Origin of the sequence: Paenibacillus aceti, assembly GCF_003614185.1 — a bacterium.
Classification (GTDB): Bacteria; Bacillota; Bacilli; order Paenibacillales; family Paenibacillaceae; genus Fontibacillus; species Fontibacillus aceti.
In genome coordinates this window covers 4,636,255-4,651,238 of the sequence record NZ_KZ987724.1, presented here as the reverse complement: position 1 = coordinate 4,651,238, position 14,984 = coordinate 4,636,255, and the positions used below count along the sequence as shown (strand labels likewise).

The window sequence follows — 14,984 nt, the reverse complement described above, 5'->3', positions numbered from 1 at the left end:
GATGGACCCGATGGAGAGCGTTCGGAATCAGACGATCTCCAGGGAGGACGATGATCATTGACGACAAAAAGGGACGTAATGTCCCTTTTTGTGCTGCAGCTATGGCAGGAATGCTCGGACTGTCTATTTCATCCCATACTCAATCGTAAAGTCATCGCTGTCGAAATAAACAAGATCGCCCTGCTCTAAGTTCCAGACGGCCTGCAAATGAGTCGGCTGCCGAATGCCATCGATCGTCTTGTAGTCTTTAAAGAAGGCTGACCAGGTTACTTGCTGCACCATGCCATCCGTAGATATGAGTGATCTGTCCTCCGTCGTAAAGCTTAAAGGCTCCCCCACCTCGTTAAAAGTAAATATCCCACTAGCAGATACTCCCTTATAAATAATTGTCGCCTTGGCATGAGTAGCATCAACTGACTCCCAGGTGATGTAGTCTTGCAGGACAGCATGAGGGACAACCAATGATTCTGAGAGGAAGGTGACGAGGGCCGCCTGATCCATCTCTTCCCCCGTCTGGTTGAACAATGGGATGACTTTGCCTAGAACCCCCTTCATCCCTCCATGCCCATCTATATAAGAGTCAAGCCCTTCGAATGGAATGCCATACATCGATGTATCGATATAGGCGAACCTTACGGGCTCACGAACGAAATTGTACTGCGTGTAATCGATTTTGATAGCCGGCTTATCCGGCGACATCATGAAATCCACTTGCTTGAACGCTATCTTCATGTGGGACATTTTCGGAGTGCCGATATATCCGCTGTATGTGAAGTATTTTTGGAGCGGCTCAGGTAATTTCTCAATATCCTCCAGCGTGAAGGGATTGCTCGTTGCTTCGGAATTTCTGAGTTGTTCGGTGACGGTCCGTTCAAATCCCGCTTTAGTCGTGGAATAAGGGATGTTCAAAAAGATAAGAATTCCTACGATGATAACGGCAAGGATCGCAATAATCGTCCACATGAGCCTCCTACCCCCTCTCCTTCTCATCAAGCACCCTCTCCATTCTACTCACATTATCAGCCAGCTTCAGCATTCCTTCGTATAATCCGTTCGTCAGTTCCCCGTCAAAGCCATCGAATAGGCTGACCATGAACTCATGCTCCTTACCACTTCTATCTCGGAAATAGGCCGTGCATTTCGGAGTAAGGTGAATTCTTACGGCTCTCGCATCCTGTTCGTCCTGTACCAGCGATACGAAACCTTGCCGCTCAAGTAAGGCCGCCATCTTCTTCACGCTCTGCCGGGAGTTCCCGATCGCCTCGGCCACTTCGGTTATCGTTGGGGCTGGCTGCTCCAGCTTCGAAATCACAGCGATGAAGAGCCATTGCTTCAGCGTAATATGATCATCCAGCTTATCACCCAGCACCTGCAGCCGATTAGCCAGGGTGAGAATACCGCCAAAGATAAATGCCTGCTTCTCTATATTGATCAAAATACATCCCTCCAATCTATAAAAAAGGTAACTAGTTACATATATAATACGTAACCAGTTACATTTTGTCAAATAATTTTGGAACTATCCGGTGGCGGCGCTAAAGACCCTCTATGTATTTGATGCTCTCTTCTGCAATGATCTCAGGCTCATAATCGTGAATGTAATGGCCGCAATCGAGAGTCCTATACTTCCCGTGGGCAGCCGCTTCCGAATAGTTCATTAGTAGCTGCTTCCAATCGGCGAGCGGCAGGTCTGCTCCATCTGATATGAAGAAGTACAGCGGCACTTCAGGAATCCCGCCCTCCGCTACCTTCTTGGCATTCGCTACAATCGTCCTTACTTCTTCCTTCATATTGGAGGTTTGCGTCTTCTGGTAGAAGATCGCCCGATACACCTTTGCCTCCTGCGCGGAAAGAAGCTTCTCCTGGATCGCTGGCGAGGAATCCACAATTCCCGGGAAGAAACGGGTTATGCCCACTCTGGCACCGAAGCCGGTCAGCCCCATCATAAATGGGGATGGGAGAGGATATTCCTCATAAGCCTGCGGGATCGCAGGATCTAGCCCGATAATGGAGGTGACCTCCTCCGGGTATTTCTGCGCCCAATATAGGGCCTCGATCCCGGACATGGAATGTGGGAATAGAATATATGGCCCTTGCTCACCTGCTGAGCTCAGCGCACTTCTCGTCTCCTCCAGAATCGTATCGATATCCCGGCCGACCGCTGCCGTCTCACTATAGCCGTAGCCTGCCTTTTCAACGACGACGATTCTATAACGGTCTGACAGCTTGGAATACAGGCCCTTGAAGTCCAACATCGGCGAGGAGGTTCCACCCCCCGACATGAACACCAGCGTCCTTGGCCCGCTCCCCTCGGCATATACATGCATCTGGTGGTGGTTCACAGTGACCATCATGCCTGGCGGCGTCAGCAGCTCCGCCTCTCTCTTCAATTGAATCCGGTGGTTAATGAAGCTAACGACAATAACTAACAGTAAAATACTTATAATAGCTATGAACGCCCATCTGATCTTCTTCAGAATCTGTCCCATTCGACCTCCAGAGAATTAATTTAGTATACACATCACTTAACTTCATTTCTGCCTTGCATCAGGATGAAGGGCGAGCGAGAAATTGTACGCGCGTAGCTAATAGTTGCAGAAATACACTTATCCCAGGGAATCGGGTTGGGAATCAGAAAATAGTTGCGTAAATACAACTATTCTCCCACTTCAGCCCTGATCTTGGGGGAATCCGTCCGAATAATTGCAGAACAGCAGTTATTTCGTCTATAGAGAGCCTAATGGGCCAAAATAGTTGTATATTCGCACTTATACTCTGCATGCAGTACCTAAGCCTTATCTAACCCTAGCCCCGTTTGGAGCACCCTAGCCTGTGGATCCGCCATGAAGTAGCTCCGAATTACTCAGCCGCTTGCCACATCGGATTGTCCCGACAAGTTACTCCACTCGCCGAAGTTTCTAATTGTATAAAATACAGCTAAAATCTCGCAAGTTGGCTCTAACATCACTTTAATGGCAATAAGTACAGTTAAAATAACGGTTTTCCTGGGTTCATGAGGAAAGGGGGATTTTAACTGTACAAAATGCAACTAAGAGAGGAACCTCCCGGATATCTCCAAACATAGATGTATAATCTGCATTTACTGAGCTGCCACGATCCATATAAAAACCGCAGGGCTGCAAGCTTGTTCAGCTATGCATGCTCTGCGGTGAGTCCGGAGAGGGATTGCCCTTATCAGCCCAGCTTAGCCCAGCTTCTGGCCGCAATTCGGGCAGAAATTGGCTCCTTCATTCTTCGCGCCGCAGTTCGGGCAGAAGTTAGGCTTGGTGCCCCCTTGAGCGGAGGAAGAATTGGCAGATTGTGCTTGCCCACCTCCAGCTCCCGACTGCGAACTCTGACCTTGATTCATATTCTTCATCATCTCATTGGCCAGATTCATGCCCATCATCATCCCGGCCATATCCGATGCAGTTCCGCTGCCCTGCAGCTTCCCTGAAGCCATGGCGTCTGTAATGCTGACCTGCTGGTATTTCTGCAGATCGCCGATCATGCCATGGGATGCTGTCTTGGTGATCATGTCCTGAATTTCCTGCGGATAATTGAAGCTCATGATCTGGAAGCCGATGATCGTCATACCGCTGGACAGAATCTCCATATCCAGATCCTCGCGAATCCCCTTGGAAATATCAAACGCATTCGCTTGCAGATTGAATATGTCCTTGCCCTCCCGGGTGATCCACTTCATTAATAGCTGATCCAGCACGGAGGTGATACGGATTTTGACATCCTCAATCAGATAGCTCTCCTTGATCCCGGCAATCCGATCGATCAGCGTCACATAGTCACTGACCTTGAAGTTGAAGGTGCCGTTCGCCCGAATCGGCATCCCGCCTGGAAGCTGCGGAGTCGGGATCAGAATCGGATTCTGCGTCCCCCATTTGACGATGAATTCCTTCGTATTGACGAATAGAACTTCGACCCTCATCCCGCTGTTGAAGCCGAATTTGAAGCCTTTTAGCGTGGATAGAAAAGGAATGATCTCGGACTCAATGTTATACTCGCCGTCCTCTTGGAAGATCCCTTCTATTTTGCCATTGTTCAAGAATATAGCGTCCTGGCCGGAACGAATAATCAGTTTACTGCCCTTCTTGATCTCCCGGTTGCTCCACTTCCAGAAGATCATATCATCTCTGAACTCTTCCCATTCTACAACGTTGGACAATTGATTCCTGAAAAATCCCATATATAATTCCCTCCTAGAAGTATGTTGAACATCGCACCCATGGCACTCTTGCAATCTGTGTATCTATGATACTAAAAATTATGATGATCCGGATAAAGGTCACCGGGTGGAATAAGCTAGAAGCTTCCTCTGCTACCGCTATGCGAGTGACCGCCGCTGGTGGTTCCTCCGCCACCACCGCCTCCACCACCAGAGCTGCTGGAGCTCTTCTCGATCTTCTGCTTCGTGACTGAAGTGCGGATGAATCGGTCCTCCCTATCCACCACACCTGAGGTTCGGGCATTCTCATAGGTATGCCGGTTCACGGTGACTCGCCCGCCAGTGCGGGCCGCCATAATACCGACGACCAAGCCCCCCATCACCAAAGCAGCGATGACTTGAAAACCGACATTAAACAGGATATTGTCCGGGTCCACCCCGGGCTCGAAGCCCATATATTTATAGGAGGTTTTAATGAATTTCTCAAATCCGAGCCTGTAATTCCCCTCCGAGAACTCTGCTGTAATTTTGCTGCGAATCCGATCCAGCCGCTCATCGTCCAGATACTTCTCCGCCTTGTAGAACCCGGCCAGATACACCTCACGATTCTTCATATCCAATGTCAAAATCGCCGTATTGCCATGAGGCTTATCGTATCCTGGTGCCTGAGTATCGTAGAACTTCTCCGTGATCAAGACGACATCTAAATTCAGATCATTATTCGTAGTTAAGATGATGAAGTCCGTGTCTCGCTTGGCTGCGTATTCATTGGCCATCGTATTCAGCTCAGCATATTCTTCCTCCGTAAGCAGCTTCGCCTTATCAAAGATCAGCTTCTTCTCTCCCGCGTCTGCTGAAGCGAAGGAAATTGGAAGAAGCAGATGACCTAGCAGGAAGAATAGGATCACTCCAAGACCTAGTAATGCACCTTGTCTTCTCACAGGAAGCCGCCTCCCATCGACCAGGAGATTAATTCCAGGGCCAGGAGTGTGACGCCGAAAACACCGGCAAACCATGCTGATATCTTCACCTTGCTAAGCGGGGGCTTCCCGACCACCTTGCATGTCGGACCATTCATCGCAAAGGTGTAAATTTTCCTATTGAAGTTATATTGGAATAACCAGACCGGAATCAGGCAATAGTCTGTGTTCTTCACTCGGGTATCAATTTGCTTATTCGTCAGATGGGTGGAGGTATATCCCTTCACCGATGCGGAGATCGACTCCTCAATGTAATCCCTGATCTTATTCTTGGCCCGCGGCAGCAGCTCCTCATCCGTGTAACTGTACTTCTCCGCCACGTACCCCGCCAAATAAGGGGTCTTGAAGCTCTTCAACTGGTTATAGGGGAAAGGCTCCAGCCGATCCATCAGCTGATCATTCAACCGCTCCGATGCGTCGACGGGTACCCCCACATAATCCAGCTGCAGCCGCCGATAAATATCGTAATGGTCTGTCTCTGTGTAGCGGTAATCCCCTCGGGTATAGGTCCGCACCTTCGTGGCATGACCCTGTACATCGACTTTATTATGTAATTCATACAACCAGAACGGAACATATACGCCTGTAACACCCTTGATCCGATTCGCTTCCATGAACTTGTTCGGGGTCAGCAGACCATTCCTGCACCATTTCTTGAAGGCCTGTGTCGCCTTCTCCTTACTGATCGAGAAAGGAATAACCAGCCCGGGAGCCAGCTTCCCGCTCAGGCGATCCCCAAGCACAACCGCCGATCCGCAGAAGCTGCACGTCGTAGCCGCTGTCTCCGCTTCCGCCACAATGACCGCTCCGCAGCTTGTGCAGTGATACTCATGGACCTCATTCGCCGAAGCTGTCCGCTGGCCAAGAGGGTCCGAGGTCTGCTCAATATTATCCTGTCTCCCGCAACTGCGGCATGTTAATGTTCCTGTATCCGAATCGAAGACCATGCCACTACCACAACTCGGACATTTATAATCTATAACGTTCATCCGCTCACCTCAATTACATCAGAAATAACGAAGACCCACCTATTTACTCCTTATTCAGCTTTGCTTTGATAGCGGCTAGCTCATCCTCAAGACTCTCCTGCTTCACAGACCCTGCCGGGCTAGTCTGACTGAACTGGTCCTGCTCCAACTGTAACATCCCCGTATCTACGCCTTCCCCCCGTCCTTCTGCCCGAAGCTCAGCCAGCGCCTCCGCTTCATAGAGTGCCTGGGTTACCTGCTCCTCCGTCTCCTGGAAGGATGAAGCCTTCTCCTTCAGCTCGATCCGCCGGTTCTCCAGCTCACCCAGATCCGCTATGAGCTTATCCTGCAGCCGCTTCATGCTAGCAAGCTTCGTAGAGACCAGATCACTGGCCGTGAGAAGATCACTGAGCCGCTCGTTAAGCTTCGCCTTCTGCTCCAGGAATCTTAGAGCATCCTCTTCATTGCCTGTCTCTACCGATTTCTCTGCATATCGTTGCAGCTTGTTTATTTCAGACCGGCACTCGTTCCAGGCATTCTGAGCTCTTCGCTCCTCCGCCAGTAGTGAAGCGGTCTCCGCCTTGACCTGACCCAAATCCCTGTTCAAGCCCCGCATATACTCGTCAATCGCCTTCTCAGGATGATCCACCCGGTCTAACCTTGAGTTCACATTGGCCCTCGTAATACTCTGCATCCTCGACAGAATTCCCATCGTTCACCGCTCCCTTCGTAAGAATTCACCTTTCTTTATAATACATTGGTTCTGGGCAAAAGGTTTCATTAGATTATATTGGCAAGAAGATAGTATGCACAATTGGTGAGAGATACCTAGCTTCCTGACCTATCTATATAGATAGGTGAAACCGCTACCAAAGTCCTGAAATACTATCTTTGTGGCTAGTATTTTTTGTCGCAGGTTCTACCTATAATTTAGTTAGAAAGTAGATAGGGTGCACACTGTTTACTTCACAATTCTATAATCCACCATTTACTAATCCCATGAAAGGATATAGCTAACTATGAATAAAAAAGCATGGGTAGTCTCTCTAACTACTATTTTTGGAGGGATAGCATTAGCGCTTGTCCAGAACAAAGTCTCGCCAGTGATTACGCTCTTAATGGACGCATTCAGCATCAGCATGAATACAGCGGGGCTACTAAGTACCATCTTCTGCGTTATGGGTATGATCATTGCCCTGCCTGCTGCTATTATCCTTAAAAAGCTGGGGCCTAAAAAGTCCGGCATCATCTCGCTGATCTTTGCGATCGCCGGCTCCTTACTCGGGATTCTTACAGATAACATTACAGTCCTGATCATCAGTAGAATTATTGAAGGCTTCGGTGTCGGAATTATCGCTGTATTGGCGCCGGCCTTAATCTCAATGTGGTTCCCGGTTGAGAAACGTGGCTTCCCCATGGGGATTTGGGGCGCTTGGATGATGGTCTCCCAAACGGTACTGTTCTTGATCAGCTCTCCGATTACGAATCAATTCGGCTGGAGAGGGATGTGGGGCGTCGGATTAGCCGCCTGCTTCATCGCCGCCGTACTATTCCTATTGTTCGTGGAGAGTCCCTCCAAGGAGCATAATCATGCAGGCTCTGAAGAAGACGACGTCAAGATCAAAGAAGGCATCAAGTCCAGTTCCTCCTGGATGCTGGCTATATCGGCAGCTTGCTTCACATTCTGTTCCTTTACTTTTGTCAGCTGGATCTCCCCTTATTGGTCCGAGACCTCCGGCTGGTCGATCGATACGACCCAGATGTGGATCAGTCTTCTGTACTTTGTTGAAATCCTGTATGCGGTTATCATCGGCTTCCTATTAAACAAAGTAAAAAACCGGAAGTTGCTAGGGGCCGTCGGGTTCATTGCATATGGTGCTCTCGGTCTGCTCTCATTCTATATCGGCTCCATACCACTCATTATAGCAATGGTTTTTATTTTTCCAATCTTCGACGCCTTGATTCCTTGTATCGCCTGGACTATCGGACCACAAACCGCAAAATCGCCTATTTACACAGGAGTAGCGCTTGGCATATTAAATATCGGGTTAAATCTGGGTACGCTATTGAGCGCTCCTATTTCCGGCTGGATGGTTGAGAGCTATGGCTGGAGCTCTGCCGGAATTCTATTTGCAGTCGTTGCTATTATCGGTGCCTTCTTCATGCATCGGGTAAGAATGAATTTTGGAGAATAAGAGGAGGATACGATCATGCATAAAATTATCGACGTTCATTCCCACTTAGGTGATATCTTCGCTTATGAAAGAAATGTAATCTACAAGAAAGGGGTTAAGGTTTCCCCTGACAAGCACAACCCTTTTGACTCCTATTCCGATCTGGGATTTGAAGGCCCCTTCCTTGACCCAAGCAAGCCTGAGCAAGTACAGAATGTCATCGATATGACTAAAGAGGTCAGCTATGCAAATACCTTGGAGAAATTCCAAGAGGATATGGCAGAAGCACAGGTTGACTATGTATGCCTGCTGCCGGTCCCCCCTTACATCAACTTCGCTGATTATTGGGCCGCTTCCTTGATCGAACCGAGAATTATTCCATTCACCGGTGTAGATTGGTCCTGCCATGATCCTGAAGGACAGAAGAGGCAAATTATCGAAGACTATAAGCATGGTGCCAAAGGATTGAAAATCCACCCCATCCTGCAAAATATTAATCTGAGGAATCCAGTTGTAGAAGACGTATTAAATGCATGGTCATTCACTGATCTACCAGTTATCATTCATACTGGGGTCAACTCCTACTATCCGGAGGATGATGAATTATTCCAAACTCAGAATCCGCAAAACGGTGATGTGCTTGACTTCATTTATCTAGCTAAAAAAATGCCCCATGTCAAATTCATCGCTGCACACTGCGGCGGACTTGCGGGTGGTGAGATGGAAATCTTGGCGAATGCCTACGCAGGACAAGAGAATCTATGGGTCGATACGACCTTCAGAAATGCGGCTGAGATGAGAGAAATGGTTAGATTATTCGGTGAAGATAGAGTGCTGTTCGGTGTAGACAGACCTTTTGGCAAGACCTCCAGCTCTGTCAACGTAGCCTTTGAGGCTTTTGGTAAAGGGACCTCTCTGTCTGAGAAAGTCATGTACTCCAACACAGCCAAGCTGATTAAAATGATCTAAAATATCCTTCCTCATAGAAATGACGGGTACCTCAGATGAGATGAGCCAGCCACAGGCCCTATTTCCTCTGGGGTATTCGCTTCTTGTCAGCTCTAGGCCCTGCGTCAAATCATGTTCAGTTGCTTCGCCTTCTCGATGGCCATTACTCTATTGTTCGACCCGAGCTTGGTATAGATATTCTTGACATGATAACGTACCGTCGCTACTGAGATATATAGCTTCTGGCTGATTTCAATATACTTATTGCCCTCAGACAGCAGCTGCAGAACTTCAATTTCACGTTTGGATAGCGTGATTTGAGCATCGCTTAGATTATGGCAGTACGCTTCCCCATGGGTAATCATGCGATTCAAGTAAGCTTTGTTTATAATGCCATCCTTAAGAATATCCCGTAATAAAGGCAGCAGATGAGCGGCATTCTCTACAAAGGGCATCATAATATGATCGGCCTCACCGATGACTAACGCCTTGTATAGAATCTCTTTAGATGCCCTACGACCTTGTAAATGGTCTCTGGCGATCGCCTGATGGATGTAATTATGAATAAAGCCTAATTGATTCTGATACTGAGAGAAATGTCTGGCAAAGGCCTCGCATAAGGCATCGAGCTTGAGATATTCCCCGCGCAGCAGCATGATCTTGCCGAAAACGATATAGTGGAAAGCTAATCCTTGATATGGAAAGGTAGCCAAGGCCATATTCCCTTCATTAATCCAATGAGGAATGGAGTCATCCCGCTGCAGACAGACATCAATGTAAGCCTTGCACAGCTCAAAGGTAGTATTCAGGATCGGATTATTCTCTCGTAATACTTCATTCTCCAGCGTCTCACATAATCTCTGACATTCCTCAATACGCCTGGAGTAAATCAAATAGCGGGCAAAGGCAAACTTCGCACAGATTGTCACATTAAGCTGATGCTCGGATTGGGCAATATAAAAGGCACGATAGGCATATAGCTCTACATGCTCGAAGTCGCCGGTCTCCAACGCATACTCGGTCATGGCGACAACATCACTTCCTGTACCACATCCATCTGCATTTGCATACAACACTTGAAAATGATCCTTGATATACTCCGCGGTTTCCCGCAGTTTCCCTTGCTCTCGATAATACGCATAAAGTAAATGCGGGGAACCCATTGTAAATTCCCGTCTTTTCGTTACAATCTGAGAACAACCGCCCTCAAAATACTCATGAGCCTTGAGATTATGATACACTACCTTCTCGATATCATTAAAAACAACAAAGACCCAGATCATGTTGATTTCTCCGAGAATCCGACTGGCATACTCCGAATCTGCATCTGCATTTGCATGTGTATGGCGCTCTTTGAAGTAGCTCTCCATCCTGCGTAATTGCTCGGCACAATGCTTGCGGGCAGCCGCCTCACCGCTTAACGCATAGAATCGAAGATATTGAAGGTAAGCCAGCGGATATTTACGCCAATGCTCGTCCTCCAGCCGATGAAATAGATCGATAATCAGGCGGAATTGGGTGAAGTAGAGATAGGGCATATTTTCTTGATTCAATGCCTCTAAGATTCGTTCAATCTCACCTGCCTGATAGAAATACGGGAAGGCGCTTACCGCATCCTTACCTACCATATGCCATTCTCCCGCACGTACGCGAATATCATGAAGATCCAATCCCGCTAATCGGGCCTGCTCCCCTAGGAAATCTCGCAGAAGGTTCTGAATTCGGTAGCTATTACTTGTGAAGTCATTAAACGTGATAAACACATTTTCACTTAATAGCTCTTTCCAAATAGACGGCAAATTCGGCTCATCCAATACATGCAGAACCATCGCATACGTAAAATGATCCAGGCAGGACAGCTGTAGCAGCACCCGCTTCACCGGCTCATCCAACTCATTATATAGATTCCATTGAATCAGCTCGTCGATGCTACTATTTCGTGAGATCGTCCCCCCATGCTTCAGGCTCTGTAGGATTAGATAGATCATCGATATCCATCCTCCGCTTAACTCATTAATCGCATCGATCTCATCTTCACGCAGCTCGTAGCCCATCTCACGGAAAAATTGTTGAATCTCCTGCCTATTGAAGCTTAGAACGGCCTTATCGATAAGATAAGCCACACGCTTCTCATAGAACAAGGACAGATCGAAATGTCCAAGCTCTCTCGTAATCACAACGATATGCAAATTGGGAATCCATTCTTGGGCGATTAAACGAATCAGGTGATAGAGATCCTTATTCTCTACCAAATGATAATCATCGATGACGATCACGACAGGCGACACGAATTCATGATTCATGGCGATATCTATGATCTTGGCGAACGCCAGGATTTCCTGGGGAAAGCCGAGATCCTCAAGCTGCCGTCCCAACAGCTCATCGTATTTCATGACCTGACTACACAGACGCTGCCAGAAATAGACCTCCTCCGATCCAGATTCGATTAACGTAATCCATAGCGTTCTCACCTCATGGGCTTGCAAGAATCGCCGTACCTCGGTCGTCTTCCCGTATCCCATTGGCGAATGTACGACGGTTAGGGGGTACAGAAACAGGTTGCTCATTTCCTTGTCGATCGACGTTCTCTCAATAATCTGTACTCCGGTTCTCTTCATTCAGCAAGCACCTCTCATGATTTGGAGTCCTCAGTGATTCACGCGATTATGTTTATAATTTTAGCGCTTCATCGCTTCTCTTTGCCATAACAAAAAGCACCCCCGGAACGGTTTTAAATAAAAAAACTAGACCACCGTAAAGCGATCTAGTCTATATCTATTTGACTTCTATTCATAACGCAGCGACTCAATTGGATGCAGCTTGGACGCTTTATTGGCCGGGTATAGACCGAAGAAGATACCTACTGCGGCGGAGAAGCCAAAGGCGAGAGCTATCGCCCAAACGCTCACCACGAACGGCCAGCCGGTTATCATGGCAAATATGAAGGCGATCAACAGACCTAGCAATGCCCCGAGCGCCCCGCCGATAAAGGACAGGATAACCGCCTCAATCATAAATTGCACCATGATCGTCCCCGGGGTAGCGCCGATGGCTTTACGGATTCCGATCTCTCGCGTTCGTTCGGTTACCGATACGAGCATAATGTTCATTACGCCAATACCGCCGACCAGCAAGGAAATGCCCGCAATGGACCCGATGATCGTCTGCAGAATACTAAATGTACTGGACACCATGTTCTCCGCTTCTCTTCCCGTCTGAGATAGATACTGCCCAACATCCGTATTGTTCTTCTTAGCGAACCACTCTTTGACATCCTTCACAGTCTGATCCATATTATCGGGTGGTGAAGCGAGAACTTCAACGACGCCTAAGCGTATATTATCTCCATCTTCACCCCGCGGCATGGAGGTTATAGGGATATAACCCGAGTAACGTACTCCCTCCATCCCACTCAGAATGTTCTCCTGCGGCTTATACACTCCGATAATTCGGTAGGTTCCTTCCGACAGAGCTATCTTTCTTCCCACTGCACCTGCCTCAGAGCCGAAGGCTTTTGTCGCGTATTTACTGTCCACAATGATGACCTTCTGGCGGCCCCTCTCCTCCTGACTGCTGAAGAATCGGCCAGCCACGATATCCAGATTCATCATCTTCGTCATGTCCGATTTGGTCGCGTTTATTGAGAACCTGAGCTTCTCATTCTTCAGCTTCGCCATCGTCGGATAGCCAATCGAAGTAGAGACATGTCTGACCCCTGGCAGCTTAGCGACCTCATTTAAATCCCGAAGCCGGATCTCAACATCGTTCCTGGATGATCCGTCCGCATAATTGTTATATACGACAAAATATCCATCTTTATAGTTCGATACGGCGGAAATGATCGATTTCTGTCCCGCCTGGCCGATCGATACGACGGTAACAACGGCGGCCACGCCGAACACGATGCCAATCATCGTCAGAAAAGAGCGCAGCTTATTGATCCTCAGGTTGTCCAGGGCAACGAGGATACTCTCCCAAATACTCATGGACTCACACTCCCTTTGCGTGTATCCTTGAGCAGCTTGCCATCCCCGAAGAGTAGCACACGGTCAGCATGTTCAGCGATATCAGGCTCATGCGTGACCAGCACAATCGTCGTCCCTTCTGCATGAATCTGCTTGAATAAATCCATAATCTCATAGGAGGATTTCGTATCCAGATTCCCGGTCGGTTCGTCAGCTAATAGAATCGGTGCCTTCATCGTTAACGCACGGGCAATCGCGACGCGCTGCTTCTGACCGCCGGAGAGCTCGGTAGGGCGATGCTTCACGCGATCCTTCAAGCCGACCCTCTCCAACAGCTCCAGCGCTCTTTCTTTTCCTGTCTCGCGGGGAATCCCTGCGTACATCATTGGAAGCATGACATTCTGCAGCACAGTCTGCCGCCCCAGCAGATTGAAGCTCTGAAATACGAAGCCGATCTTCTGGTTCCGCACTCTGGACAGCTGATCCTCGTTCAGGGTATGGACTTCCTCACCATCTAGATTGTAGCTGCCGGAGGTCGGTACATCCAGACAGCCGATAATGTTCATAAGTGTCGATTTTCCAGAGCCTGAGGTGCCCATAATCGCCACGAATTCTCCACGATCCACCTGTAAATTGAGTGGGCTGAGTGCCTGAACTTCGAGCGAACCATTTTTATATACCTTGGTAATATCCGTTAGAGTAATCATTCGACCTTCACCTTATCGCCATCATGAAGCTGATCCGCGCCTCCCACGACGATTCTGTCTCCCTTGGACACCCCCGTGGTGATCTCGACCTGCTCATCCCCCTCTTTGCCGATCTGTACGATCGATTTGACGGCTTTGTCGTCCTCGATCTTGAACACATAGGCCGTCTCCCCCTCATATTTCACGGCTTCGATCGGGACGAGTGTACGCGGCTTGTCCGGGAGCTCTATTTCGAGAGACACATTATAACCAGGGCGCAGCTCCGCATCCTTATCCGTAAGGGTCACTTCCATTACAACGGAAGCATCCTTGGAAGTCGCATCAGTAAGCACCGCAGTCGGGGATAGATAAGTAATCTCTCCATGATATGTACCTGAGATCGATTCACCAGTCACCACTGCCTTCATCCCTATGGATACCTTACCCGCATCCAGTTCAGTTATATTCGCCTTCACCTTGTAAGAGGACAGATCAGCGAGTGTAACGAACTGGCTGCCCTCAGGCATGAGCTGTCCCTCTTTCACAGTCACCTGGGTCACTATACCACCCGCCGAGGCATATACCGTACTATTGCTCAATTGCTTCTCCAAGGCAGATATACTCAGCTGGCTGCTGCGAATTTTCAAATCAAAGGAGGTCAGATCCAGTTCATCCACTGTCTGATCAGGGTCCACGGCCATCTGCTCCTTAAACTTGTCAAAATGCTGCTTCTTGGCTGTCATCCGCTCTGCCTCCGTGAGCTCCAAACCGAGCTTCTCCTTCTCGAGCTGCTCCTTCACGGCATCCATCTTCAGCGTCAACAGCGGCTGCCCTTCGGTAACCGTGTCTCCCTCCTTGACCTTAAGCGATTGAACGACACCGCCCACTGGCGAGAAGACCTCCACCGACTTGATCGGCTCCAACCTGCCGTTCGTATAGATCTGCTCAACGATTTTGCCTTCCGTCACCTCGGCTGTCGTTACACTTTGCGTACGATTCAAGCCTCGCAGATTCACAAATATAAGTACGATAATGACAATGCCTAATATAACGCCCCAGAACCACTTCTTCTTCAACAAA

General features: G+C 48.5%; 13 protein-coding genes. 2 read left to right on the top strand and 11 right to left on the bottom strand.

Annotated features, from left to right (window positions below):
- Positions 1–123: 123 nt before the first annotated feature.
- The 7 genes from BFJ94_RS20915 to BFJ94_RS20885 form a co-directional block, all read right to left on the bottom strand.
- Positions 124–963: a DUF6544 family protein gene (locus BFJ94_RS20915; protein ID WP_120464369.1), complete on the bottom strand. Its 840-nt coding sequence runs from the start codon at positions 961–963 to the stop codon at positions 124–126.
- A gap of 7 nt (positions 964–970) precedes the next feature.
- The gene (locus BFJ94_RS20910; protein ID WP_188831491.1) at positions 971–1,435 is read right to left on the bottom strand and encodes a MarR family winged helix-turn-helix transcriptional regulator; all 465 of its coding nucleotides are present in this window, start codon (positions 1,433–1,435) and stop codon (positions 971–973) included.
- A 100-nt stretch (positions 1,436–1,535) separates the two neighbouring features.
- Positions 1,536–2,489, bottom strand: coding sequence for an alpha/beta hydrolase (locus tag BFJ94_RS20905; RefSeq protein WP_120464368.1), 954 nt, complete (start codon positions 2,487–2,489; stop codon positions 1,536–1,538).
- Positions 2,490–3,205: 716 nt separating this feature from the next.
- Positions 3,206–4,204, bottom strand: coding sequence for an SPFH domain-containing protein (locus tag BFJ94_RS20900; RefSeq protein ID WP_120464367.1), 999 nt, complete (start codon positions 4,202–4,204; stop codon positions 3,206–3,208).
- Positions 4,205–4,320: 116 nt separating this feature from the next.
- Positions 4,321–5,124 carry a TPM domain-containing protein gene (locus BFJ94_RS20895; RefSeq protein ID WP_120464366.1) on the bottom strand — a complete coding sequence of 268 codons (804 nt, stop codon included), beginning with the start codon at positions 5,122–5,124 and terminating at the stop codon, positions 4,321–4,323.
- The gene (locus tag BFJ94_RS20890) at positions 5,121–6,152 is read right to left on the bottom strand and encodes a TFIIB-type zinc ribbon-containing protein (protein ID WP_120464365.1); all 1,032 of its coding nucleotides are present in this window, start codon (positions 6,150–6,152) and stop codon (positions 5,121–5,123) included. Before BFJ94_RS20890 ends, BFJ94_RS20895 begins: the two co-directional genes overlap by 4 nt.
- Before the next feature lie 43 nt (positions 6,153–6,195).
- Positions 6,196–6,843: a PspA/IM30 family protein gene (locus BFJ94_RS20885; RefSeq protein ID WP_120464364.1), complete on the bottom strand. Its 648-nt coding sequence runs from the start codon at positions 6,841–6,843 to the stop codon at positions 6,196–6,198.
- Between the two features lie 307 nt (positions 6,844–7,150).
- On the opposite strand from BFJ94_RS20885, the gene BFJ94_RS20880 reads away from it, so the two are divergent.
- Entirely contained in the window at positions 7,151–8,326 is a 1,176-nt protein-coding gene (locus BFJ94_RS20880; protein ID WP_120464363.1) for an MFS transporter, read from the top strand.
- 15 nt (positions 8,327–8,341) lie between these two features.
- Complete coding sequence (locus BFJ94_RS20875) at positions 8,342–9,274, top strand: amidohydrolase family protein (protein ID WP_120464362.1); 933 nt, start codon at positions 8,342–8,344, stop codon at positions 9,272–9,274.
- A gap of 104 nt (positions 9,275–9,378) precedes the next feature.
- On the opposite strand, the gene BFJ94_RS20870 is transcribed toward BFJ94_RS20875, so the two are convergent.
- The 4 genes from BFJ94_RS20870 to BFJ94_RS20855 form a co-directional block, all read right to left on the bottom strand.
- A complete protein-coding gene (locus BFJ94_RS20870; RefSeq protein ID WP_120464361.1) occupies positions 9,379–11,871 on the bottom strand; it encodes a helix-turn-helix transcriptional regulator in 2,493 nt (830 codons plus the stop codon).
- 168 nt (positions 11,872–12,039) lie between these two features.
- A complete protein-coding gene (locus BFJ94_RS20865; RefSeq protein ID WP_120464360.1) occupies positions 12,040–13,239 on the bottom strand; it encodes an ABC transporter permease in 1,200 nt (399 codons plus the stop codon).
- Entirely contained in the window at positions 13,236–13,925 is a 690-nt protein-coding gene (locus tag BFJ94_RS20860; RefSeq protein ID WP_120464359.1) for an ABC transporter ATP-binding protein, read from the bottom strand. Before BFJ94_RS20860 ends, BFJ94_RS20865 begins: the two co-directional genes overlap by 4 nt.
- A complete protein-coding gene (locus BFJ94_RS20855; RefSeq protein WP_120464358.1) occupies positions 13,922–14,983 on the bottom strand; it encodes an efflux RND transporter periplasmic adaptor subunit in 1,062 nt (353 codons plus the stop codon). Before BFJ94_RS20855 ends, BFJ94_RS20860 begins: the two co-directional genes overlap by 4 nt.
- Between the last annotated feature and the right edge of the window lies 1 nt (position 14,984).

What these genes read in the sequence shown, in the direction of transcription:
- BFJ94_RS20915 (WP_120464369.1), bottom strand. Translation starts at nt 963, where the DNA reads ATGTGGACGATTATTGCGATCCTTGCCGTTATCATCGTAGGAATTCTT.
- BFJ94_RS20905 (WP_120464368.1), bottom strand. Translation starts at nt 2,489, where the DNA reads ATGGGACAGATTCTGAAGAAGATCAGATGGGCGTTCATAGCTATTATA.
- BFJ94_RS20900 (WP_120464367.1), bottom strand. Translation starts at nt 4,204, where the DNA reads ATGGGATTTTTCAGGAATCAATTGTCCAACGTTGTAGAATGGGAAGAG.
- BFJ94_RS20890 (WP_120464365.1), bottom strand. Translation starts at nt 6,152, where the DNA reads ATGAACGTTATAGATTATAAATGTCCGAGTTGTGGTAGTGGCATGGTC.
- BFJ94_RS20885 (WP_120464364.1), bottom strand. Translation starts at nt 6,843, where the DNA reads ATGGGAATTCTGTCGAGGATGCAGAGTATTACGAGGGCCAATGTGAAC.
- BFJ94_RS20880 (WP_120464363.1), top strand. Translation starts at nt 7,151, where the DNA reads ATGAATAAAAAAGCATGGGTAGTCTCTCTAACTACTATTTTTGGAGGG.
- BFJ94_RS20875 (WP_120464362.1), top strand. Translation starts at nt 8,342, where the DNA reads ATGCATAAAATTATCGACGTTCATTCCCACTTAGGTGATATCTTCGCT.
- BFJ94_RS20870 (WP_120464361.1), bottom strand. Translation starts at nt 11,871, where the DNA reads ATGAAGAGAACCGGAGTACAGATTATTGAGAGAACGTCGATCGACAAG.
- BFJ94_RS20865 (WP_120464360.1), bottom strand. Translation starts at nt 13,239, where the DNA reads ATGAGTATTTGGGAGAGTATCCTCGTTGCCCTGGACAACCTGAGGATC.
- BFJ94_RS20860 (WP_120464359.1), bottom strand. Translation starts at nt 13,925, where the DNA reads ATGATTACTCTAACGGATATTACCAAGGTATATAAAAATGGTTCGCTC.